Raw genomic sequence first — 22,954 nt, forward strand, 5'->3', positions numbered from 1 at the left:
GTCTTATGAGCGGCACGCAGGACCACACCGACGATCGCCACCGGAGCGCCGGGTCCCTGGCCCACCGGGTACCGGACCTCGGGGGTCTGGAGCTGCTGCTGGCGGTGGCGCGGCTGGGCAGCCTGGGCGGCGCGGCGCGGGAGCTGGGCATCACCCAGCCCGCGGCGAGCAGCCGCGTGCGGTCCATGGAACGGCAGCTCGGGGTGGCCCTGGTCGACCGCTCGCCGAGAGGATCACGGCTGACCGGAGCGGGGACGCTGGTCACCGACTGGGCGCGGCGGATCGTCGAGGCGGCGGAGGCGTTCGACGCGGGCGCGCAGGCGCTGCGGGACCGCCGGGACTCACGGCTGCGGGTGGCCGCCAGCATGACGATCGCCGAGTACCTGCTGCCGGGGTGGCTGCTCGCGCTGCGCGCGGAGCGGCCGGACACGGCGGTGTCGCTGCTCGCGGGGAACTCGGCGGCGGTCGCGGAGCGGCTGGTGTCGGGGGAGGCGGACATCGGGTTCGTGGAAGGGCTGACCGTGCCGGCGGGGCTGGACTCCGCGGTGATCGCCCACGACCGCCTGATCGTGGTCACGGCGCCGTCGCACGCGTGGGCCCGCAGGCGGCGGCCGCTGGCCGCGGAGGAACTCGCGGCGACCCCGCTGATCCTGCGGGAGGAGGGGTCGGGGACGCGGCAGGTGCTGGACGCGGCGCTGGGCCGGCTGGCGCGACCGTTGCTCGAGGTGTCCTCGACGACCGCGGTGAAGGCGGCGGTGGTGGGCGGGGCGGGTCCGGCGGTGCTGAGTGAGCTGGCGGTGGGGGAGGAGCTGGCGATGCGGCGGCTGGTGCGGATTCCGGTGGACGGGGCGGCGCTGGCCCGCGATCTGCGCGCGGTGTGGCGGGCAGGACACCTGCCCGCAGGACCGGCACGGGATCTGTTGTCGCTGACGCGGGGGTGAGGGCGCTCACGGGATGACCTCGCGTCCACCCCTCACCGGCCGGGGGAGGCACGACCGCCTGCCCCGGCGAGGACGGGGGAGGCGGCGGCCGGCCGCGGTCACGGCGTCGCCGCGGCGATCAGGGCTCGCACCACGCGGAGGTCCTCGGCCATCTCGGGGTGCCATTGGACGCCCAGGGTCCAGGGACCGGTGGCGAGCTCGACGGCCTCGATCGTGCCGTCCTCCGCGTGGGCCGAGGGAACCAGGTTCCGGCCCAGGCGGTCGACCGCCTGGTGGTGGTAGGCCGGTACGTCGGTCTGCTCCGGGACGGCTTCGGCGTAGCGCGTGCCCGGGACCGGCTTGACCGGATGCCGGCCGAAGGCGCCCGGAACCCCCGCGTGCCCCTCGATGTGCTGGACGAGCGTGCCGCCGAGGGCCACGTTCAGCACCTGCATGCCCCGGCAGATGCCCAGCAGCGGGACGCCCCGCTCCAGCGCGGCCGCGATCAGGGCCAGTTCCCAGGCGTCCCGCGCCCGGTCGGGCGGCCCGGTGCGCGGATCGGGCGCGGCGCCGTAGTGCACGGGTTCCACGTCAGGGCCGCCCGCGACCACCAGGCCGTCGAGCCGCGCCACCGTGTCCGCCGCCCGCTCCGGCACGTCCGGCGGCAGCATCGCGGCCAGTCCGCCCGCCCGCTGCACCAGCCGCGGATAGCCGGTCGGCAGCAGCGCGGCGTCGAGCTGCCATCCTCCCCAGCGCACACCGGGCTCCGCGTACGTGCTGATGCCGATGAGTGGTCCGGCCGCCATGCGGGTCACCTTTCCTCGATCCGATCCCGGGACAACTCCGCCTCGGCGGCCGCCAGCGCCGCGAACTCCTCCTCCGGCGCCTTCGCCACCAGGTGCCTGCGGCTGTACAGGCCGAAGTACGCCAGCGCCACGATGTACACCGCCAGCGCGATGAAGGCGGCCGTCACATCCACCAGGAACGTCGCCACCAGCGCCGCGCACGCCAGCACCAGGGCCACCGACGAGGTCAGCACACCGCCCGGCGTCCGGTACGGCCGCGGCAGCTCCGGCTCCCGGCGGCGCAGCACGATGTGGGACAGCGACATCAGCGCGTACGAGATCGTCGCGCCGAAGACGGCGATGTTCAGCATGCGGGCCCCGTTGCCCGTCCCGGCGGCCAGCGCGAAGCCGATCGCACCCGGTACCAGCAGACCGAGGTACGGCGCCCGGCGGCTGCTGGTGAGGGAGAGGAACCTCGGCAGGTAGCCCGCGCGGGACAGCGCGAACAGCTGGCGCGAACCGGCGTAGATCAGCGAGAAGAACGACGCGACCAGCCCCGCGAGGCCCGCGTAGTTCACGATCCGGCTCAGCACCGTCGCCTCGCCGTCCGGCTGGAGCGCCTCCACCAGCGGATTGCCAGCGTCCTGGACGGCCGCCGAGCCCCGCGCCCCGGCCGCCGCGACGAAGGTCACCACGGCCAGCACCACCAGGATGCCCATCGACCAGCGGATCGCCTTCGGCAGCGTACGGGCCGGTTCCCTGGTCTCCTCGGCGGCCAGCGGCACGCCCTCCACGCCCAGGAAGAACCACATGCCGAACGGGAACGCCGCCCAGATGCCCAGCAGTCCCATCGGCAGCCACGAACTCGCCCCGAACGCCGAGGAGTCCACCGGGATGTCGTCGAGGGACGAGGCGTCGAACCCGGGCAGCGCGGCCAGCGCGAAGACCACCAGCGCCGCCACCGCGATGCCCGTGACGACGAAGCTGAACCGCAGCGCCTCGCCCACGCCCCACAGGTGGATGCCGGTGAAGACGACGAAGCACGCCAGGTACACCGGCCAGCCGGACTCCAGGCCGAACAGCCCCAGCGACTCGACGTAGTCGCCGATGAAGATGGAGATCGCGGCGGGGGCGAGGACGTACTCGATGAGGATCGCGGTCCCGGTGAGGAACCCGCCCCACGGGCCGAGCGCCCGGCGGGCGAAGCCGTAGCCGCCGCCCGCCGTGGGCAGGACGGACGACAGCTCGGCGAGGGCGAAGACCATGCAGGCGTACATGGCGCCCATCAGCACCATGGCGATCGCCAGGCCGCCGAAACCGCCCTCGGCCAGGCCGAAGTTCCAGCCCGAGTAGTCGCCGGACACGACGTAGGCGACGCCGAGGCCGGTCAGCAGCAGCCAGCCGGCGCTGCCGCGGCGCAGCCTCCTGCGCTCGAGGTAGTCGTCCGCCTCACCGGCGGTCTCACGGGACGATGACGGAAGGCTCACGGTGCGGCTCCCCAGGGGCGACGGCGAGGAAGGCGGGCCAATGGAACACATCCAGACGCGGGTCAATGGAGCACATCCAGACCTTTGTGGGCCCATACCTTCGTGGCGCGACCACCGTGAGCGCAACCCCCCTGCGTCAAGCCGGGGTGGACCCTCCGCGTCGGGTCACGCCCTCACCCCAGGAACCCCCGCAGCAGCGCGGCCGTCCCCGCGCAGTGCTCGCGCATCACCTCGCGCGCCGCGTCCGCGTCCCCCTCCAGCACCGCCTCCACCAGCGCCGCGTGCTGCCGCTGGGAGTGCTCCAGGTTGCGCACCAGCAGCGGGATGCAGTCCAGCAGGTTGTTGACCGTGGCCCGGACGGCCGCGTACTGCGCGGTCAGCGTCGGTGAGCCGCTCAGCTCCGCCAGCGTGAGGTGGAACAGCGTGTCGAGGCGCCGGTAGTCGGCCGGCGGAGCCTCCTGCGTGCCGGCCAGTGCCTCGCGCAGCCGCTCCGCCCGCCCGTCCGCCGGCCCGTGCGCCGCGCACAGGCCCGCCGCGCCCACCTCCAGCACCTCCCGGAAGCGCAGCACGTCCTCGATGTCCACCCCGGCGGTCCGCCGCCTCAGCTCCTCCCCGCCCGTGTCCGTGGGGCGGGGCAGCACGAACGTGCCGCCGTACCGGCCGCGCCGCGACTCCACCAGGCCCTGCTCCTGGAGCACCTTCAGCACCTCACGCAGCGTCACCCGGCTGATCCCCAGCCGCTCCGCCAGCTCACGCTCGGCCGGCAGCCGCTCCCCGCCCGCCACCAGGCCCAGCCGCACCACCTGGAGGATCTGCTCCAGCGCCTCCTCGAAACCGTTGCCCGCGCGGACCTGCCGCAACACCGGCGCCAACCGGTCCCCGACCGCGCCGACCGCATCCCTGGACATCCCGCCGCGCCCCCTTCCCAAGCAATGGTCCCCAGCAATACCTTATGGCTCCCGGCTCGACCGCAGAAGCCCGAGGAGGCCCTCCGTGGCAGACCGCACAGCCCCGCTCGCCGTCGAGGAGCTGCGCGCCCTCGTCGCCGCCGGTGAGATCGACACCGTCGTGCTGGCCTTCCCCGACATGCAGGGGCGGCTCCAGGGCAAGCGCTTCGCCGCGCGCTTCTTCCTCGACGAGGTGCTCCGGCACGGCAGCGAGGGCTGCACCTACCTGCTCGCCGTCGACGCCGAGATGAACACCGTCGACGGCTACGCCATGTCCTCCTGGGAGAGCGGCTACGGCGACTTCGCCATGTACCCCGACCTCGACACCCTGCGCCGGGTGCCCTGGCACGAGGGCACCGCCCTGGTCGTCGCCGACCTCGCCTGGGCCGACGGCTCCCCGGTCGCCGCCGCCCCCCGGCAGATACTGCGCCGCCAGCTGGACCGTCTCGCCGCCCTCGGCCACACCGCCCAGGTCGGCACCGAGCTGGAGTTCATCGTCTTCAAGGACACCTACGAACAGGCCTGGGACGCCGGCTACCGCGGGCTGACCCCCGCCAACCGGTACAACGTCGACTACTCGGTGCTCGGCACCGGCCGCGTCGAGCCCCTGCTGCGCCGCATCCGCAGTGAGATGGCCGCCGCCGGACTCGCCGTCGAGTCCGCCAAGGGCGAGTGCAACCCCGGCCAGCACGAGATCGTCTTCCGCTACGACGAGGCCCTGGTCACCTGCGACCAGCACGCCGTCTACAAGACCGGCGCCAAGGAGATCGCCGCCCAGGAGGGCGTCTCGATCACCTTCATGGCCAAGTACGACGAGCGCGAGGGCAACTCCTGCCACATCCACCTCTCCCTCGCCGACGCCGCGGGCGACAGCGCCATGCCGGGCTCCGCCGAGGAACCGGACTCCATGTCCGCGGTGATGCGCCACTTCCTCGCCGGACAGCTCGCCGCGCTCCGCGAGTTCTCCCTTCTCTACGCCCCGCACATCAACTCCTACAAACGCTTCCAGCCCGGCTCCTTCGCCCCCACCGCCGTCGCCTGGGGCCGCGACAACCGCACCTGCGCCCTGCGCGTGGTGGGCCACGGCCGCTCCCTGCGCTTCGAGAACCGGCTGCCCGGCGGCGACGTCAACCCGCACCTCGCCGTGGCCGGCATGGTCGCCGCCGGCCTGTACGGCATCGAGCAGGAACTGGAACTGCCCGAACCCTGCGCGGGCAACGCCTACACGGCCGGCTTCGAGCACGTCCCCACCACCCTGCGCGAGGCCGCCGAACTGTGGGAGACCAGCGCGATCGCGAAGGCGGCCTTCGGCGAGGAGGTCGTCGCGCACTACCGCAACATGGCGCGCGTCGAGACGGACGCCTTCGACGCCGCGGTCACCGACTGGGAGCTGCGCCGCTCCTTCGAACGCATGTGAGGCCCTCCGTGACCGACCATCCCACCGAGCTCCAGGTGAGCAACCCCGCGACCGAGGAGGTGTTCGCCACCGTCCCGGCCACCGGCCCCGCCGGCGTCGACGCCGCCGTCGTACGCGCCGCCCGCGCGCAGACCGCCTGGGCCGCCCTCGCACCCGGCGACCGGGCCCGCCTGCTGCGCCGGTTCGCCGCCACCGTCGACGAGCACCTCGAGGAGCTGGCCCGCCTGGAGGTCCGCGAGGCCGGCCACACCCTCGGCAACGCCCGCTGGGAGGCGGGCAACGTCCGCGACCTGCTCGACTACGCGGCCGGGGGAGTGGAACGCCTGACCGGCCGCCAGATCCCCGTCCCGGGCGGGGTGGACGTCACCTTCCTCGAACCCCTCGGCGTCGTCGGCGTCATCGCCCCCTGGAACTTCCCGATGCCCATCGCGGCCTGGGGCACCGCACCCGCCCTCGCCGCGGGCAACGCGGTGCTCCTCAAACCCGCCGAGACCACCCCCCTCACCGCCCTGCGCCTGGCCGAACTCGCCCTGACGGCCGGCCTGCCCGAGGGCCTCTTCCAGGTGCTCCCCGGCCACGGTCCCGTCACCGGGAACGCCCTCGTCGAACACCCCGGCGTCGCCAAGATCGTGTTCACCGGGTCGACGGCCGTCGGCAAACGGGTGTGGACCAGGGGCGCGGACCGCCTCAAGCGCGTCACCCTCGAACTCGGCGGCAAGAGCCCCAACATCGTCTTCGCCGACGCCGACCTGGAGGCCGCCGCGGCCGCCACCCCCATGTCCTTCCTCGACAACGCCGGACAGGACTGCTGCGCCCGCACCCGCATCCTCGTCGAGCGCTCCGTCCACGACCGGTTCCTGGACCTGCTCGCGCCCGCGATCGAGGCGGTCCGGGTGGGCGACCCGGCCGACGAGACCGTGGACATGGGCCCGCTGATCTCCCGCGCCCAGCTGGACCGCGTCCGCTCCTACGGCACCGACGCCCTCGACGGCATCCGCGGCAAGGCCCCCGAAGGCCCCGGCCACTGGTTCCCGCCGACCGTCCTCACCGGCGTCGCCCCCCACGCCCGCGTCGCCGTCGAGGAGGTCTTCGGTCCCGTCGCCGTCGTCCTCCCCTTCGACGACGAGGCCGGCGCCGTACGCCTGGCCAACGCCACCGAGTACGGCCTCTCCGGCTCCCTGTGGACCCGCGACGTCGGCCGTGCCCTGCGCGTCAGCCGAGCGGTCCGCGCCGGGAACCTGTCCGTCAACTCCCACTCCAGCGTCCGCTACTGCACCCCCTTCGGAGGCTTCAAGCAGTCCGGTGTCGGCCGCGAGCTCGGCCCGGACGCGCTGACCGCCTTCACCGAGACCAAGAACGTCTTCATCAGCACGGAGGCCTGAGCGCACATGAGCGAAGAGAACATCTGCCGCCGCCTGACCGGCCGCACCGCCGTGGTCACCGGAGCCGGCAGCGGCATCGGTCTCGCCACGGCCCGCCGGCTCGCCTCCGAGGGCGCCCACCTCGTCTGCGGCGACGTGGACGAGGCCCGCGGGAAGGCCGCCGCGGAGGAGACCGGCGGCATCTTCGTCGACGTCGACGTCACCGACCCCGAGCAGGTCGAGGGCCTCTTCCGGACGGCGTACGACACCTACGGCAGCGTCGACATCGCCTTCAACAACGCCGGCATCTCCCCGCCCGACGACGACTCCATCCTGGAGACCGGCCTCGACGCCTGGAAGCGCGTCCAGGAGGTCAACCTCACCTCCGTCTACCTGTGCTGCAAGGCCGCCATCCCCTACATGCGGCGCCAGGGCAAGGGCTCCATCATCAACACCGCCTCCTTCGTGGCCCGGATGGGCGCGGCCACCTCGCAGATCTCGTACACCGCCTCCAAGGGCGGCGTCCTCGCCATGTCCCGCGAACTCGGCGTGCAGTTTGCCCGCGAGGGCATCCGCGTCAACGCCCTGTGCCCCGGACCGGTCAACACCCCGCTGCTGCGCGAGCTGTTCGCCAAGGACCCCGAGCGCGCGGCCCGCCGCCTCGTCCACATCCCGGTCGGCCGGTTCGCCGAGGCCGAGGAGATCGCCGCCGCCGTCGCCTTCCTGGCCAGCGACGACTCCTCCTTCGTCAACGCCACCGACTTCCTGGTGGACGGCGGAATCTCGGGGGCGTACGTCACGCCCCTCCAGTGAGAGCCCTACAGTGCCGGGATGAGCATGACGCCCCCGCCCGGCTGGTACCGCGATCCGCACGCCCCGCACCTGGAGCGCTGGTGGGACGGCACGGCCTGGACGGAGCACCGGCGTACGCCCGGGGCTCCCGCCGCGCCGCCGGCCCCGTCCGCGGGTGACACGGCCGGTACCGGCCGTGCGAAGGCGGTCGCCCTGACCACCGCGGCGGCCGTGCTCGTCGCCGCGATCGTCACCGGCGCGGTGGTCCTCGGCGGCGACGACGGCGACCCGGAGACGCGCACCGGCCCGGCCACCGGCACCCCGACCGGCCGGCCCTCCCCGTCACCGTCCACGCCGGAGCCGCCCACCGACGACCCGACCGTCGTCGAGGACGAACTCAACGGCGTCACCTTCCCGCTCCTCGACGGCTGGGTCCGGCCCCGGCACGTCGCCGACGAGGACGTCGTCATGACCACCGACGGCACCTACGACTGCCCCGGCGAGGGCTCCGTCTGCCGCCACGGCCTCGTCATCTCCCGCACCGTCACCGAACGGGACACGGCCTCGCCGGAGGCACTCGCGAAGGAGGACATCTCCGAGGCGGCCGACGCCGCCTTCCACGAGGACAGCCTCGGCCAGCGCCCGTACGGAGGACTGGAGTCCCACGAGGTCGTGAAGTCCGGCCCGGTCGCGGTGGCGGGCCGCGCCGGATACCTGGTGCGCTGGCGCGTCACCACCGCCGAGGGCCCCGGCGGCTACGTGCAGTCGATGGTGTTCCCCTCCAGCGCCGGCACCGAGGCACCGGTCCTCGTCCGGTACGCCTTCGACGCGGGGGAGGACGGCCCGCCCCTGGCCGACATGGACCGCATCACCAAGGGCATCCGCCCGGTCACCGACCGGACCACCGGGGGAGGGGTCGGCAGCAGCCTCGGCCCGCCGGGCTGAACCGTCACAGGAACGTGTGCCCCTCACCCCGGTAGGTCGGCACCGTCGCCGTCACCGCGTCACCCTCCACCAGGTGGAGCGCGTCGAACCGCTCGCACAGCTCCCCCGCCTTGGCGTGCCGGAACCACACCCGGTCCCCGATCAGCAGATCGTCCGCGGGAGAGCCCAGCAGCGGGGTCTGCACCTCGCCGGCCCCCTCCTGCGGGTCGTACCGCAGCCCTTCGGGCAGATACGGCACCGGCAGCCGGTCGGCGCCGGGAGCGCCGGACGCCGGATAGCCCCCGCCGAGCACCGTCACCACGCCGACGCCCGGCCGCCGCACGACGGGCAGCGCGAAGAGCGCCGCCGGACGCCCGCTGAACGACGTGTAGTTGTCGAACAATCGCGGCACGTACAGCCCCGAACCGGCCGCGATCTCCGTGACCGCGTCCTCCGCGGCGGTGTGCTGCACACTGCCCGTGCCGCCGCCGTTGACGAACTGCAGGTCCGGTACGACCTCCCGCACCGCCCGCACCACCGCCGCACGCCGCTCGGTGAGCTCCCGGCGCGCGGCGGACTGCATCAGCCGCACCGCGCGGGACCGCAGCGGCCGCCCGGCCACCGCGTCGCCCACCCCGGCCACATGACCCTCGTACGCCATGATCCCCACCACCCTGAACCCGGGCCGCCGGGACACCGCGCGCGCGAGCTCGGCGACCTCGGCGGGGGAGTGCAGCGGGGAACGCCGGGCGCCGACCCGCACCCGCCCGCCGAACAGCCTGAGCGCCGTGTCCAGTTCCAGGCACACCCGCACGACCTCGTCGCCACCCGAGCGGGAGGCGTCGATCAGGTCCAGCTGCGCCGGATCGTCGACCATGACCGTCACGGCGGCGGCGAGCTTGGGATCGGCGGCCAGCTCCGCGTAGCCGGCCCGGTCGGCGGACGGATAGGCGAGGAGGACGTCGTCGAAACCGGAGCGGGCCAGCCACAGGGACTCGGCGAGCGTGAACGACATGACGCCCGCGAAACCGTCCCGGGCCAGCACCCGTTCCAGCAGCGCACGGCAGCGTACGGACTTGCTGGCGACCCGGACCGGTTTGCCCCCGGCCCTGCGGACCAGGTCGTCCGCGTTGGCGTCGAAGGCGTCCAGGTCCACGATCGCGTAAGGGGCTTCGAGCGGGGCGGTGGCCCTGTCGTAACGGGCCCGGTCAGCGGCGCGCGCAGTCATGACCGCAGCCTGCCAGACAGGATTACCGCAGGGTAGGGGGACGTTCCGGGCAGATGCCGCGGGCCTGCGGACTGGTTCCCGTCCGACGCGGATCACGCCGTAGAGTGACGCGCACGCACGGCGGATCGGGGCCGGCCCGGCAGTCCGGGCGGGATGACGCGCCGTCCGTGCGGGTATCTGTGCCCGGGGCGAGTCCGTGCCGGGCCCCTGGCAGCGACAACGCCGGCCCGCGCAGGCAGGAACGGCCCGGGCACGAGGAAACGGGGGGTGCATGAGCACGGAAGCGCGCCGCGCCTCCCTTCCCCCGCGCCCCTCCGTCCCCCCGCGCCCCTCCGTCCCGCCGGCCCCGCAGGGCAGGACCTCCGGCGGCCCGGGAGCCTTCGACACCCGCCGGCCGGGCCACGACGCCGGCACACCCACCGAGGTACCGGCGCACACCCCCCTGGGCGGCGCCGCCGCCCCGGGCGAGCGGGCCCGCACCGGGCCGACGCCCCCGCCGTCCGCCGGCACCGAACCGGCCGGACGTGACGGCGCCACCCCCGCGACCGCTCCCCGCCGGGCCCCGAGAGGGCCCGAAAACACCCGCGCCATGGGAAGCCCGTCGGCCGCCACCGGCCCCGACGGGCGTGGTGCGGCCGCCGGTCCCCCCGGGAGGCCGCCGCGCGGCACGGGACACGGCGGCACCGAGCCGTCGCGGCCGTCGGCAGGCGGCACCTGGCCGGGTGCGCCCGGCGGTACGGGTGGTGCGGCCGACGCCTCCGCCGGCGATGCGTCAGGTACCGCTCCCCAGGGGCGCCGTGGGGGCGTGAGCGCGGCCCCCGCGGACGGTGATGGCCGTACCGGTGATGCGGCCGCCGGTCGCCGGGGAGCCGCCTCCGACGTGTCCCGGGCGGGCGCGCGGGGCTTCGGGGCCGGTGCGCCGGACCCCGGAGGGCCTCCGCCGCCGCGTGCCTCCGCCCGGTTCCCCGACGCCCCGCCGACCGTGGGCCAAGGCCTGCGCTCCCCGGACGCCCCGCCGACCGTGGGCCAAGACCTGCGCTCCCCGGACGCCCCGCCCGCCGTGCCGCCGCAACCCGCCCACCGGCCCGCCGCACGAGGGGCCGCCGCTCCCGCGGAGACCGCGTCCGAGACGACCACCCGCCTGCGTCCCGTCCCCGCTCACCCCACGGACCGGCAGGGCCCGACGCCGCCCGGCCCCCGCACGGACCACGGCGGGCATCGCCGTGCCGGAACGGCCGCCGGTACCGGCGAGCCCCGCCCCGGCGGCGCCCCCGATCCCGCGCTGTCCTGGAGCGCGCCCATGGCGCCGGGGGGTGTACCCGGGCCAGGACGGACCACCGTCGTGTCGTTCGGGGAGCCGGAGGGATACGACGACAACGCGCGGCCACGGCCGCTCGGACGTCGCAGCCGGTCGCAGATCGTGGCCGCGGCGGCCTGCCTCGTCCTCGGCACGGGGCTCATCGGCGGTGCCGTCACCGGCAGTTGGCTCGCGGACGGCTCCGAGGGGCCCGCCGCCCGGCACGGCTTCACCGCCGCCGGCGCCCTGTGGCACAACGTGCCCGTCGACCAGCTGTTCCCGCCCACCCTCCAGGGCAAGGGCGCGGGCCCCGGCAACGCCGACCGCTCCTGGACGCGCATCGCCGTGGCCCCCGACAGCGGCTGCAAGGGCGCCTTCGACCCCCTGCTGCGCAAGGTCCTCGACCCCGTCGGCTGCGCACGCCTGCTGCGCGCCACCTACACCGATGCCACCCAGAGCCATGTCACCACCGTCGGCCTGCTGTTCACGGATGCCGACGCCGCCGCCATGAGCGCCCTCGCCCGCCGCTTCGACACCGAACGCCTGGACCGCCGTACCGACCTGATGCCCCTGCCGTACGCGGCCGAGGGCACCGCCGCCGAGGGCTTCGGCCCCGGACAGCGCGCCTCCTGGGCGATCTCCGTCCTCACCGACGCCCCCGTCGTCGTCTACGCCGTCACCGGCTGGGCCGACGGCCGTACCGTCGACCCCCCGCAACCCGCCCGGGACGCCATGGAGTCCGGCACCGGCACCGGCCCCGCCCGGGCAGGCCTGGGCCACGAGGCACAGGGGCTCGCCGACCGCATCGAGCGGGCCCTGCGCAAAAAGGCGGGCACCGCGACGGAGCAGCCGTCATGAGCCCTCTCACCGGCAGACGCCCCGCGGCGGCCCTCGGCGCCCTCCTCGCCGCGGCGCTCGTCCTCCTGCCCGCCACCCCCGCGCACGCCGACGGCATCCGCGTCCGGCAGTGGAGCCTGGAGGCCATGCACACCGAGGAGGCGTGGCAGACCACCAAGGGGGCGGGCGTCACCGTCGCCGTCCTGGACACCGGCGTCGAGGCCGACCATCCCGACCTCGACGGCAACGTGCTCCCCGGCAAGGACCTCGTCGGCTTCGGAGCGCGTGAGGGCGACCGCGCCTGGGCCCGCCACGGCACCGCCATGGCCGGCATCATCGCCGGTCACGGCCACGGCCCCGGCAACGCCGAGGGCGTCATGGGCATCGCGCCCGAGGCGAAGATCCTCCCCGTCCGGGTGATCCTGGAGGACGGCGACCCCTCCCGCGCCAAGGCCCGCAGTACCCGCGGCAACGCCCTCGCCGAGGGCATCCGCTGGGCCGCCGACAACGGCGCCGACATCATCAACCTCTCCCTCGGCGACGACTCCGCCTCCGCCCACCCCGAACCCGGCGAGGACGAGGCCATCCAGTACGCCCTGCGCAAGGGCGTGGTCGTGGTCGCCTCCGCCGGGAACGGCGGCGAGAAGGGCGACCGCGTCTCCTACCCGGCCGCCTACCCCGGCGTCATCGCCGTGACCGCCGTCGACCGCTACGGCACCCGCGCCCCGTTCTCCACCCGCCGCTGGTACGCGACGGTCAGTGCCCCCGGCGTCGACGTGATCATCGCCGACCCCGACCACAAGTACTACGAGGGCTGGGGCACCAGTGCCGCCGCCGCGTTCGTCTCCGGCGCCGTCGCCCTGGTCGAGGCGGCCCACCCGGGCCTGACCCCGGCCCAGATCAAGCGGCTCCTGGAGGACACCGCCCGCAACGCCCCCGACGGCGGCCGCGACGACTCCCGGGGCTTCGGCTTCGTCGACCCGGCCGCCGCGATCAGGGCCGCGGCCCGTCTGGAGCCGGACGGCCTGAGATCGGCCGCCTACGGCGAGAAGTACTTCGGGCCCGGCCCGGACACCGGCGAGCCCGACGACGGCACCGCCGACTGGGCCGCCCCCCTCGCAGGCGGAGCCGGCGGCGTCCTGCTGGTCGCCACGGTCGTCCTGTGGCGCGGCCGCCGAGCGGAGCAACGGGAGTCGTAGCGGCCGGGAGGCCCGGTCGGCGGGGGGTCGGGACGATGCCGGGGGGTGCGCGGCGCGCGGGCGCTGCCGCCTACCGCGTCAGGACCGCCCGTACCGCTTCCTCCACTCGGGCCACACCCCGCTCCTTCGTCGCGTTGCCGTCGGACAGCGCCGCCACCAGGTATGCGCGCCCGCCGGCCGTGACGCGGCCGACGCTGTTCACGACCCACAGGCCCGTCGCGCGGCAGCCAGCCGTTCTTCACGCCCCACCCGGTGCCGTCGTCCGCCACCGACGGCACGCCCCACGCCTGCTCCGGGACGACCCGCCCCATCAGGTCCCGCACATACGCCCGTGAGGCCCCGCCCAGCACCGAGTCCGCGCCGAACACCTGCCGCTGCAGCGCCATCCGGTCCACGGCCGTGGTGCGGGTCAGGCCCCACAGCGGGCCGGCCGCCGACACCCGCGCCCCGTCCGCCACCGCTGTCTCCCTCCACCGGACCCGACGCCCAGGACCGACCCCGCAGCCGCGTCCGAGCCCGTCACGGCTGCCCGATAGGCTCGGTGTCCGTGGCGAACAAGAACATCCCCGACTCCCCGTTCCGCGACGACGACGGCAGCGCCGACCCCCGGCTGAGCGCCGCCCTCGCCGCCTGGGCCGAGGACGGCAACGCCGTCGGCCCCGTCCTCGAGGCGCTCAAGGGCGCGCGGCTCCTCGTGCCCGTCGTCGCCGTGCTCGGCGAGGTCGAGGAGGACGGGAACGGGCTGCGGCGCGAGAAGACCAGCGACATGGCCGTACCCACCCTCAAGGCGGGCGGCCGCACCGCACTGCCCGCCTTCACGTCCACCGAGTCGCTCGCCCGCTGGGACCCGGCGGCCCGCCCCGTCGCCGTACCGCTGCACCAGGCCCTGCAGGCCGCCGCGCACGAGAAGGCGGATACCCTCCTCCTGGACATGTCCGGCCCGGTGACCTTTGAACTGACCGGCCCCGCGCTGCTCGCCCTCGCCGAGGGCCGCACCAGCACCGATCCGCTCGCCGACCCGGCCGTCGTCGAAGCCGTACGGACCGCCGTGGCCGCGGAACCCGCGGTGCTGCGCGCCCACCTCGGTCCGGGGCAGGCCGACGGCACGCTCGCCCTGGTCCTCGACCCGGCCGCCCCCGTCGCCGAGGCGGCCCGAGCCGTCGCCCGGCGGCTCGCCGCCGACGAAACACTGAGGGCCCGCCTGGTGCGCGGCCTCGACCTGGCAGTCCTGCCGGCCGAGGCGACGCCGCCGGGCGAGCCCTTGTACGTACGTCCCTGAGACGCCCCCCGGACGCCCTGGGCGTGCTAGCCGTAGACCGCGCCCGTGTACTTCTCGCCCGGCCCCTTGCCCGGCTCGTCCGCCACCAGCGAGGCCTCGCGGAAGGCCAGCTGGAGCGACTTCAGGCCGTCACGCAGGGGGGCCGCGTGGAAGGAGCTGATCTCGGTCGCCGAGGCGTCCAGCAGGCCGGCGAGCGCGTGCACCAGCTTGCGCGCCTCGTCCAGGTCCTTGTACTTGTCGCCCTCCTCGGTCAGACCGAGCTTCACGGCGGCGGCGCTCATCAGGTTGACGGCGACCGTCACGATCACCTCGACCGCCGGGACCTCGGCGATGTCGCGGGCCATGGCGTCGAAGTCGGGGTTGCCGGAGGTCTCGGGGCTGTCCGAGGGGGAGGTGTCACTCATGCCCCACACGATAGGCGCAGACGCGTGCCCCCTTGACAGCAGGAGGCACGGGACACGTGGTTAGCGCACGCCTTCCGGAACTGCTAACCTTGTGTAACGACCGGTCGGACCCGTATGCCTCGCGGCTCGCGAGTCCGGCCCACAAGTGGAGGCTCCGAACTCCCACCTGTCGCCCCCGGGGCGGCGGGTCACCGGTCAGGCGGTCCCGCCCCCGAGGCGGGGGTCCGCCCGATGACGCGCCCCGCGGTCCCCGTGGCGGTGTTCCGGTAGTTCCAGGAGCCCCGCCCGTGATCGTCCGGGGCGTTTTGCTTGCTCCGGCGCGGTCAGGTCCCAACGAACACAGACGTTACGCGGCTGTCCGCCAGACCGTCGCGTGGTGCTACCGAGGAGGATCCATCAGCGCCGAGCCCCGCATCAACGACCGGATTCGCGTTCCCGAGGTGCGACTTGTCGGTCCCAGCGGCGAGCAGGTCGGGATTGTTCCGCTTGCCAAGGCCCTGGAGCTTGCGCAGGAGTACGACCTCGACCTCGTCGAGGTCGCGGCGAACGCCCGTCCGCCCGTGTGCAAGCTCATGGACTACGGGAAGTTCAAGTACGAGTCGGCCATGAAGGCCCGTGAGGCGCGCAAGAACCAGGCGCACACGGTCATCAAGGAGATGAAGCTCCGGCCGAAGATCGACCCGCACGACTACGACACCAAGAAGGGTCACGTCGTCCGGTTCCTCAAGCAGGGCGACAAGGTCAAGATCACGATCATGTTCCGTGGTCGCGAGCAGTCCCGGCCGGAGCTCGGCTACCGACTGCTGCAGCGCCTCGCGGAGGACGTGGCCGACCTCGGGTTCGTGGAGTCGAACCCGAAGCAGGACGGCCGCAACATGATCATGGTCCTCGGTCCGCACAAGAAGAAGACCGAGGCGATGGCCGAGGCCCGCCAGGCGCAGGAAGCCCGCAAGGCGGACGCGAAGGCCAACCCCGGCAAGTCGCAGAACGCCGCGGAGACCGAGGCGGAGACCGAGGCCGCCCCGGCGGCCGAGGAGCCTGCCGACGCGTGACTCCCCGGGGCGCGAGCCCCAGGAAGCAACCGATACAAGTACGACGCTCCACCCGTGCCCGGTTTTCGTGACCGGGCACCGGAGCGCCACCGACGAGGAGAGAACGGCGCTATGCCGAAGAACAAGTCGCACAGCGGTGCCAGCAAGCGCTTCAAGATCACCGGCTCCGGCAAGGTGCTCCGCGAGCGCGCCGGCAAGCGCCACCTGCTCGAGCACAAGTCGTCCCGCGTGACGCGTCGCCTCACCGGCAACGCCGAGATGGCCCCGGGCGACGCCGCGAAGATCAAGAAGCTTCTCGGCAAGTGAGGTCGGGCGTTCAGCGCCTGATCCACCGACACCGGGACCCAATCGTTTCCGGGCCGTGTGGCGACCACCACGGCCCCGCTACAAGGAGTTAAACAAGTGGCACGCGTCAAGCGGGCAGTCAACGCCCACAAGAAGCGCCGGGCGATCCTCGAGCAGGCCTCCGGCTACCGCGGTCAGCGTTCGCGCCTGTACCGCAAGGCCAAGGAGCAGGTCACCCACTCGCTGGTCTACAACTACAACGACCGCAAGAAGCGCAAGGGTGACTTCCGCCAGCTGTGGATCCAGCGCATCAACGCCGCTGCCCGCGCCAACGGCATCACGTACAACCGCTTCATCCAGGGTCTGAAGGCCGCGAACGTCGAGGTCGACCGCAAGATCCTGGCCGAGCTGGCCGTCAACGACGCGACCGCCTTCGCGGCGCTCGTCGAGGTCGCGCAGAAGGCGCTGCCGGCGGACGTGAACGCGCCCAAGGCGGCGTGAGCACGGCGTTGGCTTGAAGCCGACGTGAGTTTTTATCAGGACCCGCAGGCTCTGGGGCTTGCGGGTCCTGTTGTTGCCGTCCGTCGGCCAGATGTTCGGCCGCGGGCCCGTTGTGGCTGGTCGCGCAGTTCCCCGCGCCCCTGGGGAGCCGCACGTGCCGCGTGTCGAGAGCGCTCCCGAAGGTGAAGAAGATGGCCCCCGTCAGCCCCGAGCCGATCTCCCCCCGGTCCCCCCGCGTCGCCGCCGCCCGGCGGCTCGCCAGGCGGAACTTCCGGGGCAAGGAGCGGCTGTTCCTCGCCGAGGGGCCGCAGGCCGTGCGGGAGGCCGCCGCGCACCGGGGCGCGGACGGCGCCCCGCTCGTCGAACTGTTCGCCACCGTCGAGGCGGCCGAGCGCTACGCCGACATCATCGGCGCGGCCCGCGATGCCGGGGCCCGGGTGCACCTCGCCTCCGAGGACGTCATCGCCGACATCTCCACCACCGTCACCCCGCAGGGACTCGTCGGAGTGTGCCGCTTCCTGGACACGCCGTTCCAGGAGATCCTCGCCGCCCGGCCCCGCCTCGTCGCCGTCCTCGCACACGTGCGCGACCCCGGCAACGCCGGCACCGTGCTGCGCTGCGCCGACGCCGCGGGAGCCGAGGCCGTCGTCCTCACCGACGCCTCAGTGGACCTGTACAACCCCAAAGCGGTGCGCGCCTCCGTCGGCTCCCTCTTCCATCTGCCCGTCGCCGTCGGCGTCCCCGTCGAACAGGCCGTGACCGGCCTGCGGGACGCGGGGGTACGGCTGCTGGCGGCCGACGGAGCCGGAGACCGGGACCTCGACGACGAGCTCGACAAGGGCACCATGGGCGGCCCGACCGCCTGGGTCTTCGGCAACGAGGCCTGGGGCCTGCCCGAGGAGACCCGCGCCCTCACCGACGCCGTCGTACGCGTCCCCATCCACGGAAAAGCCGAAAGTCTGAACCTCGCCACCGCCGCCGCCGTATGTCTCTACGCGTCGGCACGTGCACAGCGCGCCGTCGGAGGGTGCCGCTCCGTCACCGACAGCTAGTAGGCTGACCAGCTCGGGGACCCTCCCCCAAGCTCTCGGCCGGTCCCGAGCACGGGGCGCCCCGAGGAAGTTCCGAGAGGTGGGGTACGGGGATGAGCGTCGGCACGAGCAGCGCACCGGGAGCACAGCGGGTCGCGCGCCCGCCCGCGCCCCGGCCCGGTGACCTCGCCGAACTCGGCATCGACCCCGACCAGCTGCCCGACGGACTCGTCGTCGCCGACGAGCACGGCCGGGTGATCTGCTTCAACGCGACCGCCGCCCGCATCACGGCCGTCCCCGCGGAACAGGCCCTCGGACAGCCCTTGGAGACCGCGCTGCCGTTAGAGGACCTGGAGGGCCGCCGCTGGTGGCAGCTCACCGACCCCTACGGCGGCCTCGCCATCCGGGTGCGCCAGCCCGAACGCAACCTCCTGCTCCCCGGCGGCCGAGAGGTCCTCGTCTCCGCCCGTTACGTCCGCACCCGGCCCACCGGCCCCGTCCGCCGCGTCGTCGTCACCCTGCGCGACACCGAGGCCCGGCGCCGCACCGAGCGCAGCCACGCCGAGCTGATCGCCACCGTCGCCCACGAACTGCGCTCCCCGCTCACCTCCGTCAAGGGCTTCACCGCCACCCTGCTCGCCAAGTGGGAGCGGTTCACCGACGACCAGAAGCGGCTGATGCTGGAGACCGTCGACGCCGACGCCGACCGCGTCACCCGGCTCATCGCCGAGCTGCTCGACATATCCCGCATCGACTCCGGGCGCCTGGAGGTGCGCCGCCAGCCCGTCGACATCGGCGCCGCCGTCGGACGCCACATCCAGGCCCACGTGGCCGCCGGCCGGCCGGCCGACCGGTTCCTGCTGCGGGTGCAGCACCCGCTGCCCGACCTGTGGGCCGACCCCGACAAGGTCGACCAGGTGCTGAGCAACCTGCTGGAAAACGCGGTGCGCCACGGCGAGGGAACTGTCACCATCGACATCACGCCCTCGGCGTCCCCCCGCGAACGGGAGGAGGCCGGCACGTCGGTCACGGTGAGCGACGAGGGGCCCGGCATTCCGGAGGAGTCCATGAACCGCGTCTTCACCCGCTTCTGGCGGGGCAGCAAGCGCGGCGGTACGGGCCTCGGGCTGTACATCGTCAAGGGGATCGTCGAAGCGCACGGCGGCACCATCACGGTCGGACGCGCCCCCGGCGGCGGCGCCCAGTTCCGATTTACGCTGCCCGTGGCGGCACCGGCGTACCTCACCTGAGACGTCGGACGGCCCCCACGGGCGCATTCGCATTCCCTCACCCCGTTAGACTCGGCCTTTGGCGCCTTTGCGTCCCGAGGACGAAAGACCGGACGAACCACACGCGGGATTCGTCCACGAGTCGATGACGGGGACCATCAGCCTGGGGGCACCTCCCAGCGACAGCTGGGGGACAACGGAAGCACGGGAAGAGATGTCGGCACCGAATAAGTCGTACGACCCAGTCGAGGTCGAGGCGTTGAAACCGGAAGAGATCGAGCGCATGCGGGACGAGGCGCTCGCCGCCTTCGCCGCCGCGGGCTCCCTCGACGCGCTCCAGGAGGCCAAGGTCGCCCACACCGGCGGCACCTCCCCGCTGGCGCTGGCCAACCGCGAGATCGGCGCGCTGCCGCCGCACGCGAAGGCCGACGCCGGCAAGCGCGTCGGCCAGGCGCGCGGTGCCGTCAACAGGGGACTCGCCGCCCGCCAGGCCGAGCTCGAGGCCGAGCGCGACGCGCGCGTCCTGGTCGAGGAGGCCGTGGATGTCAGCCTGCCCCACGACCGCGTACCGGCCGGCGCCCGGCACCCGCTCACCACGCTCTCCGAGCGCATCGAGGACGTCTTCGTGGCCATGGGCTACGAGGTCGCCGAGGGCCCCGAGGTCGAGACCGAGTGGTTCAACTTCGACGCCCTGAACATCGGCCCGGACCACCCGGCCCGCGGCGAGGCCGACACCTTCTTCGTCGAGGGACCGCAGGGCGGCACCGAGTCCGGCGTCGTGCTGCGCACCCACACCTCGCCCGTGCAGGTCCGCTCCCTCCTCGACCGTGAGCTGCCGGTCTACGTGATCTGCCCCGGCCGCGTGTACCGCACCGACGAGCTGGACGCCACGCACACCCCCGTCTTCCACCAGGTCGAGCTGCTCGCCGTGGACGAGGGCCTGACCATGGCGGACCTCAAGGGCACCCTGGACCACATGGTCCAGTCGCTGTTCGGCGCCGAGATGAAGACCCGGCTGCGGCCGAACTTCTTCCCCTTCACCGAGCCGAGCGCCGAGATGGACATGCTCTGCTACGTCTGCAAGGGCGCGTCCGTCGGCAACCCCGACCGGCCCTGCCGCACCTGCTCCAGCGAGGGCTGGATCGAGCTCGGCGGCTGCGGCATGGTCAACCCGCGGGTGCTCACCGCCTGCGGCGTCGACCCCGAGAAGTACAGCGGCTTCGCCTTCGGGTTCGGCATCGAGCGGATGCTGATGTTCCGCCACAACGTCGAGGACATGCGAGACATGGTCGAGGGTGACGTCCGGTTCACCCGGCCGTTCGGGATGGAGATCTGATGCGGATCCCGCTTTCTTGGCTGCGGGAGTACGTCGACCTGCCGGCGACGGAGACCGGCCGTGACGTACAGGCCAAGCTCATTTCGGCCGGACTCGAGGTCGAGACCGTCGAGCACCTCGGCGCCGACCTCAAGGGTCCCCTCGTCGTCGGCCAGGTGCTGACCATCGAGGAGCTGGAGGGCTTCAAGAAGCCGATCCGCTTCTGCACCGTCGACGTCGGGCAGGCCAACGGCACCGGTGAGCCCCAGGAGATCGTCTGCGGCGCCCGCAACTTCGCCGTCGGCGACAAGGTCGTCGTGGTCCTCCCCGGTGCCACGCTTCCCGGCGGCTTCTCGATCAGCGCCCGCAAGACGTACGGCAAGACGTCCCACGGCATGATCTGCTCCAGCGACGAGCTGGGCATGGGCGACGACGGCACCCACGGCATCATCGTGCTGCCGCCGGAGACCGAGGTCGGCAAGGACGCCGTCGAACTGCTCGAACTGGTCGACGAGGTCCTGGACATCGCCGTCACCGCCAACCGCGGCGACTGCCTGTCCATCCGCGGCGTCGCCCGCGAGACCGCCATCGCCTACGGCCTGCCGCTGCGCGACCCGGCCCTCCTCGACGTGCCGGGGCCGAACGCCTTCGGCTACCCGGTGAAGGTGTCCGACCCGGCCGGCTGCGACCGCTTCACCGCCCGCACGGTGACCGGCCTCAGCCCCGAGGCGCGCTCCCCGATCTGGCTGAAGCGGCGGCTGCAGAAGGTCGGCATGCGCCCGATCTCCCTCGCCGTCGACGTCACCAACTACGTGATGATGGAGCTCGGCCAGCCGCTGCACGCCTACGACCGGAACCTGGTCCAGGGCACCATCGGCGTACGCCGCGCCGAGGAGGGCGAGAAGATCGTCACCCTCGACGGCGTCGAGCGGACGCTGCACGCCGAGGACCTCGTCATCACCGACGACCGCGGCCCCATCGGTCTCGCCGGCGTGATGGGCGGGGCGGACACGGAGATCGCGGACCACGACGACCTCGAGAAGTCGACCGGCGACGTGGTCATCGAGGCCGCCCACTTCGACCAGGTGTCCATCGCGCGCACCGCCCGCCGCCACAAGCTGTCCTCCGAGGCGTCCCGCCGCTTCGAGCGCGGCGTGGACCCGCAGGCCGCCGCCGCTGCCGCCCAGCGCACCGTCGACCTGCTGGTGCTGCTCGCCGGCGGCACCGCCGAGGCGGGCGTCACCGAGGTCGTCGCCCCGGGCGCGCCGCGCACCATCACCACCGCGGCCGACCACCCCGACAGGGTCGCGGGGGTGACCTACGGCCGGGAGACCGTCGTACGCCGCCTCCAGGAGGTCGGCTGCGATGTGTACGGGCAGGACGATCTGGTCGTCACCGTCCCGTCCTGGCGGCCCGACCTCACCGACGCCAACGACCTGGCCGAGGAGGTCATCCGGCTGGAGGGCTACGAGAACCTGCCCTCCACGCTGCCCAGGCCGCCCGCCGGCCGTGGCCTGACCGACCGCCAGCGGCTGCACCGCCGCGTCGGCCGCGCGCTCGCCGGGGCCGGTTACGTCGAGGCGCCTAACTACCCGTTCGTCAGCGAGCAGGTCTTCGACCAGCTCAGCCTGGAGGCCGACGACCCGGCCCGCCGTGTCGTCAAGCTCGTCAACCCGCTCAGCGACGAGGAGCCCGCGCTGCGGACCACGCTGCTGCCGGGTCTGCTCGGAGCGCTGCGCCGCAACGACGGCCGGGGCTCGCACGACCTCGCGCTGTTCGAGACCGGCCTCGTCTTCCAGCCGGGCGACGAGCGGAGGACCGCCGCGAACCTGTCCGTCGACCGCCGTCCCAGCGAGGACGACATCGCCGCGCTGAACGCCGCGCTGCCCGACCAGCCCCGGCATGTCGCCGTCGTACTGGCCGGCGCCCGCGAGCAGGCCGGCTGGTGGGGCAGGGGCCGGCCGGCCGACTGGGCCGACGCGGTCGAGGCCGCCCGGACCGTCGCCCGCGAGGCCGGTGCCGAACTGGGCATCCGCAAGGGCCAGTACGGGCCCTGGCACCCGGGCCGCTGCGCCGAGCTGACCGTCACCGTCGACGGCACCGAGCGCGTCATCGGCCACGCCGGTGAGCTGCATCCCCGCGTGGTGAAGACCCTGGGCCTGCCCGCGCGCAGCTGCGCGATGGAGCTGGACCTGGACACCCTGGAGCGGGTCGGCGCGGGCACCCCGCAGGCACCGGGCATCTCCACCTTCCCGGTCGCCACGCAGGACGTCGCGCTGGTCGTCGACGCGTTCGTGCCCGCCGCGGACGTCGAGGCAGCCCTGCGCGAGGGCGCCGGCCCGCTGCTGGAGTCCCTCCGCCTGTTCGACGTGTACGAGAACGCCGAGCAGCTGGGCGAAGGCCGCAAGTCGCTGGCGTACGCGCTGCGCTTCCGCGCGAGTGACCGCACGCTGACCGTCGACGAGGCGTCGGCGGCCCGCGAGGCGGCGGTGGCGGTCGCGGCCGACCGCACCGGAGCGGTCCTGCGGGGCTGATTCCCGCCAGGTCATCGGCTGTGGGGGGCGTGCGCGTGGGCGCACGCCCCCCACAACTATGTGAGCCCACCGGTCACCTCACTCGTTCGAGTGACTATCTCAGGTGATGCGTCGGGATCAGGCCATGTGG

The 22,954-nt window shown here is 73.8% G+C and carries 21 protein-coding genes; 15 read left to right on the forward strand and 6 right to left on the reverse strand.

Features of this window, described 5'->3' with window-relative positions; translation table 11 throughout:
- The first annotated feature begins 5 nt into the window (after positions 1-5).
- Positions 6-941 carry a LysR family transcriptional regulator gene (locus ACZ6A9_RS22685; RefSeq protein WP_468988069.1) on the forward strand — a complete coding sequence of 312 codons (936 nt, stop codon included), beginning with the start codon at positions 6-8 and terminating at the stop codon, positions 939-941.
- A gap of 98 nt (positions 942-1,039) precedes the next feature.
- Here the strand turns inward: ACZ6A9_RS22685 and ACZ6A9_RS22690 are convergent, their stop codons facing one another.
- The 3 genes from ACZ6A9_RS22690 to ACZ6A9_RS22700 form a co-directional block, all read right to left on the reverse strand.
- The gene (locus tag ACZ6A9_RS22690) at positions 1,040-1,726 is read right to left on the reverse strand and encodes a gamma-glutamyl-gamma-aminobutyrate hydrolase family protein (RefSeq protein WP_468988074.1); all 687 of its coding nucleotides are present in this window, start codon (positions 1,724-1,726) and stop codon (positions 1,040-1,042) included.
- A gap of 5 nt (positions 1,727-1,731) precedes the next feature.
- Entirely contained in the window at positions 1,732-3,243 is a 1,512-nt protein-coding gene (gene eat, locus ACZ6A9_RS22695; protein WP_468988077.1) for an ethanolamine permease, read from the reverse strand.
- A 122-nt stretch (positions 3,244-3,365) separates the two neighbouring features.
- The gene (locus ACZ6A9_RS22700) at positions 3,366-4,100 is read right to left on the reverse strand and encodes a FadR/GntR family transcriptional regulator (RefSeq protein WP_468988080.1); all 735 of its coding nucleotides are present in this window, start codon (positions 4,098-4,100) and stop codon (positions 3,366-3,368) included.
- A gap of 85 nt (positions 4,101-4,185) precedes the next feature.
- Here ACZ6A9_RS22700 and ACZ6A9_RS22705 point away from each other — a divergent pair, with 85 nt between their 5' ends.
- The 4 genes from ACZ6A9_RS22705 to ACZ6A9_RS22720 are packed head-to-tail and all read left to right on the forward strand — an operon-like array spanning position 4,186 to position 8,654.
- Positions 4,186-5,556: a glutamine synthetase family protein gene (locus ACZ6A9_RS22705; RefSeq protein ID WP_468988083.1), complete on the forward strand. Its 1,371-nt coding sequence runs from the start codon at positions 4,186-4,188 to the stop codon at positions 5,554-5,556.
- Between the two features lie 8 nt (positions 5,557-5,564).
- Positions 5,565-6,938: an aldehyde dehydrogenase family protein gene (locus ACZ6A9_RS22710; protein WP_468988086.1), complete on the forward strand. Its 1,374-nt coding sequence runs from the start codon at positions 5,565-5,567 to the stop codon at positions 6,936-6,938.
- Between the two features lie 6 nt (positions 6,939-6,944).
- Positions 6,945-7,730 (forward strand): 3-oxoacyl-ACP reductase, encoded by a 786-nt coding sequence (locus ACZ6A9_RS22715; protein WP_468988088.1) that lies wholly within the window; start codon positions 6,945-6,947, stop codon positions 7,728-7,730.
- 24 nt (positions 7,731-7,754) lie between these two features.
- A complete protein-coding gene (locus ACZ6A9_RS22720; RefSeq protein WP_468988658.1) occupies positions 7,755-8,654 on the forward strand; it encodes a DUF2510 domain-containing protein in 900 nt (299 codons plus the stop codon).
- A gap of 4 nt (positions 8,655-8,658) precedes the next feature.
- Here ACZ6A9_RS22720 and ACZ6A9_RS22725 read toward each other — a convergent pair whose 3' ends face one another.
- Positions 8,659-9,861 carry an amino acid deaminase/aldolase gene (locus ACZ6A9_RS22725; protein WP_468988091.1) on the reverse strand — a complete coding sequence of 401 codons (1,203 nt, stop codon included), beginning with the start codon at positions 9,859-9,861 and terminating at the stop codon, positions 8,659-8,661.
- A 1,342-nt stretch (positions 9,862-11,203) separates the two neighbouring features.
- Here ACZ6A9_RS22725 and ACZ6A9_RS22730 point away from each other — a divergent pair.
- Together ACZ6A9_RS22730 and mycP are read left to right on the forward strand one after the other, a co-directional pair.
- Positions 11,204-12,016, forward strand: coding sequence for a hypothetical protein (locus tag ACZ6A9_RS22730; RefSeq protein ID WP_468988094.1), 813 nt, complete (start codon positions 11,204-11,206; stop codon positions 12,014-12,016).
- Entirely contained in the window at positions 12,013-13,194 is a 1,182-nt protein-coding gene (gene mycP, locus ACZ6A9_RS22735) for a type VII secretion-associated serine protease mycosin (RefSeq protein ID WP_468988097.1), read from the forward strand. Before ACZ6A9_RS22730 ends, mycP begins: the two co-directional genes overlap by 4 nt.
- A 70-nt stretch (positions 13,195-13,264) precedes the next feature.
- On the opposite strand, the gene ACZ6A9_RS22740 is transcribed toward mycP, so the two are convergent.
- Positions 13,265-13,396 (reverse strand): hypothetical protein, encoded by a 132-nt coding sequence (locus ACZ6A9_RS22740; protein ID WP_468988100.1) that lies wholly within the window; start codon positions 13,394-13,396, stop codon positions 13,265-13,267.
- Between the two features lie 345 nt (positions 13,397-13,741).
- Here ACZ6A9_RS22740 and ACZ6A9_RS22745 point away from each other — a divergent pair, with 345 nt between their 5' ends.
- On the forward strand, positions 13,742-14,473 hold the full coding sequence (locus ACZ6A9_RS22745; RefSeq protein WP_468988103.1) for an SseB family protein: 732 nt from the start codon (positions 13,742-13,744) through the stop codon (positions 14,471-14,473).
- A gap of 26 nt (positions 14,474-14,499) precedes the next feature.
- Here the strand turns inward: ACZ6A9_RS22745 and ACZ6A9_RS22750 are convergent, their stop codons facing one another.
- Positions 14,500-14,877: a DUF1844 domain-containing protein gene (locus tag ACZ6A9_RS22750; RefSeq protein WP_468988106.1), complete on the reverse strand. Its 378-nt coding sequence runs from the start codon at positions 14,875-14,877 to the stop codon at positions 14,500-14,502.
- Between the two features lie 395 nt (positions 14,878-15,272).
- Here ACZ6A9_RS22750 and infC point away from each other — a divergent pair, with 395 nt between their 5' ends.
- The 7 genes from infC (at position 15,273) to pheT (ending at position 22,824) form a co-directional block, all read left to right on the forward strand.
- The gene (gene infC / locus ACZ6A9_RS22755; RefSeq protein ID WP_468988660.1) at positions 15,273-15,929 is read left to right on the forward strand and encodes a translation initiation factor IF-3; all 657 of its coding nucleotides are present in this window, start codon (positions 15,273-15,275) and stop codon (positions 15,927-15,929) included.
- A gap of 111 nt (positions 15,930-16,040) precedes the next feature.
- Positions 16,041-16,235: a 50S ribosomal protein L35 gene (rpmI, locus tag ACZ6A9_RS22760; RefSeq protein WP_003977225.1), complete on the forward strand. Its 195-nt coding sequence runs from the start codon at positions 16,041-16,043 to the stop codon at positions 16,233-16,235.
- 96 nt (positions 16,236-16,331) lie between these two features.
- The gene (gene rplT / locus ACZ6A9_RS22765; RefSeq protein ID WP_004933571.1) at positions 16,332-16,715 is read left to right on the forward strand and encodes a 50S ribosomal protein L20; all 384 of its coding nucleotides are present in this window, start codon (positions 16,332-16,334) and stop codon (positions 16,713-16,715) included.
- A gap of 191 nt (positions 16,716-16,906) precedes the next feature.
- On the forward strand, positions 16,907-17,767 hold the full coding sequence (locus tag ACZ6A9_RS22770; protein ID WP_468988111.1) for a TrmH family RNA methyltransferase: 861 nt from the start codon (positions 16,907-16,909) through the stop codon (positions 17,765-17,767).
- Between the two features lie 92 nt (positions 17,768-17,859).
- Positions 17,860-18,996: a sensor histidine kinase gene (locus ACZ6A9_RS22775; protein WP_468988114.1), complete on the forward strand. Its 1,137-nt coding sequence runs from the start codon at positions 17,860-17,862 to the stop codon at positions 18,994-18,996.
- Between the two features lie 193 nt (positions 18,997-19,189).
- Positions 19,190-20,311: a phenylalanine--tRNA ligase subunit alpha gene (pheS, locus tag ACZ6A9_RS22780; protein WP_468988118.1), complete on the forward strand. Its 1,122-nt coding sequence runs from the start codon at positions 19,190-19,192 to the stop codon at positions 20,309-20,311.
- A complete protein-coding gene (pheT, locus tag ACZ6A9_RS22785) occupies positions 20,311-22,824 on the forward strand; it encodes a phenylalanine--tRNA ligase subunit beta (protein ID WP_468988122.1) in 2,514 nt (837 codons plus the stop codon). Before pheS ends, pheT begins: the two co-directional genes overlap by 1 nt.
- Positions 22,825-22,954: the final 130 nt, after the last annotated feature.

This window comes from Streptomyces sp. NPDC041124, assembly GCF_055592385.1.

Excerpts from the sequence above, each read along its gene's own strand:
- ACZ6A9_RS22685 (WP_468988069.1), top strand. The coding sequence starts at position 6 with ATGAGCGGCACGCAGGACCACACCGACGATCGCCACCGGAGCGCCGGG.
- ACZ6A9_RS22690 (WP_468988074.1), bottom strand. The coding sequence starts at position 1,726 with ATGGCGGCCGGACCACTCATCGGCATCAGCACGTACGCGGAGCCCGGT.
- eat (WP_468988077.1), bottom strand. The coding sequence starts at position 3,243 with ATGTGTTCCATTGGCCCGCCTTCCTCGCCGTCGCCCCTGGGGAGCCGC.
- ACZ6A9_RS22700 (WP_468988080.1), bottom strand. The coding sequence starts at position 4,100 with ATGTCCAGGGATGCGGTCGGCGCGGTCGGGGACCGGTTGGCGCCGGTG.
- ACZ6A9_RS22715 (WP_468988088.1), top strand. The coding sequence starts at position 6,945 with ATGAGCGAAGAGAACATCTGCCGCCGCCTGACCGGCCGCACCGCCGTG.
- ACZ6A9_RS22720 (WP_468988658.1), top strand. The coding sequence starts at position 7,755 with ATGACGCCCCCGCCCGGCTGGTACCGCGATCCGCACGCCCCGCACCTG.
- ACZ6A9_RS22725 (WP_468988091.1), bottom strand. The coding sequence starts at position 9,861 with ATGACTGCGCGCGCCGCTGACCGGGCCCGTTACGACAGGGCCACCGCC.
- mycP (WP_468988097.1), top strand. The coding sequence starts at position 12,013 with ATGAGCCCTCTCACCGGCAGACGCCCCGCGGCGGCCCTCGGCGCCCTC.
- ACZ6A9_RS22750 (WP_468988106.1), bottom strand. The coding sequence starts at position 14,877 with ATGAGTGACACCTCCCCCTCGGACAGCCCCGAGACCTCCGGCAACCCC.
- rpmI (WP_003977225.1), top strand. The coding sequence starts at position 16,041 with ATGCCGAAGAACAAGTCGCACAGCGGTGCCAGCAAGCGCTTCAAGATC.
- ACZ6A9_RS22770 (WP_468988111.1), top strand. The coding sequence starts at position 16,907 with ATGGCCCCCGTCAGCCCCGAGCCGATCTCCCCCCGGTCCCCCCGCGTC.
- ACZ6A9_RS22775 (WP_468988114.1), top strand. The coding sequence starts at position 17,860 with ATGAGCGTCGGCACGAGCAGCGCACCGGGAGCACAGCGGGTCGCGCGC.
- pheS (WP_468988118.1), top strand. The coding sequence starts at position 19,190 with ATGTCGGCACCGAATAAGTCGTACGACCCAGTCGAGGTCGAGGCGTTG.
- pheT (WP_468988122.1), top strand. The coding sequence starts at position 20,311 with ATGCGGATCCCGCTTTCTTGGCTGCGGGAGTACGTCGACCTGCCGGCG.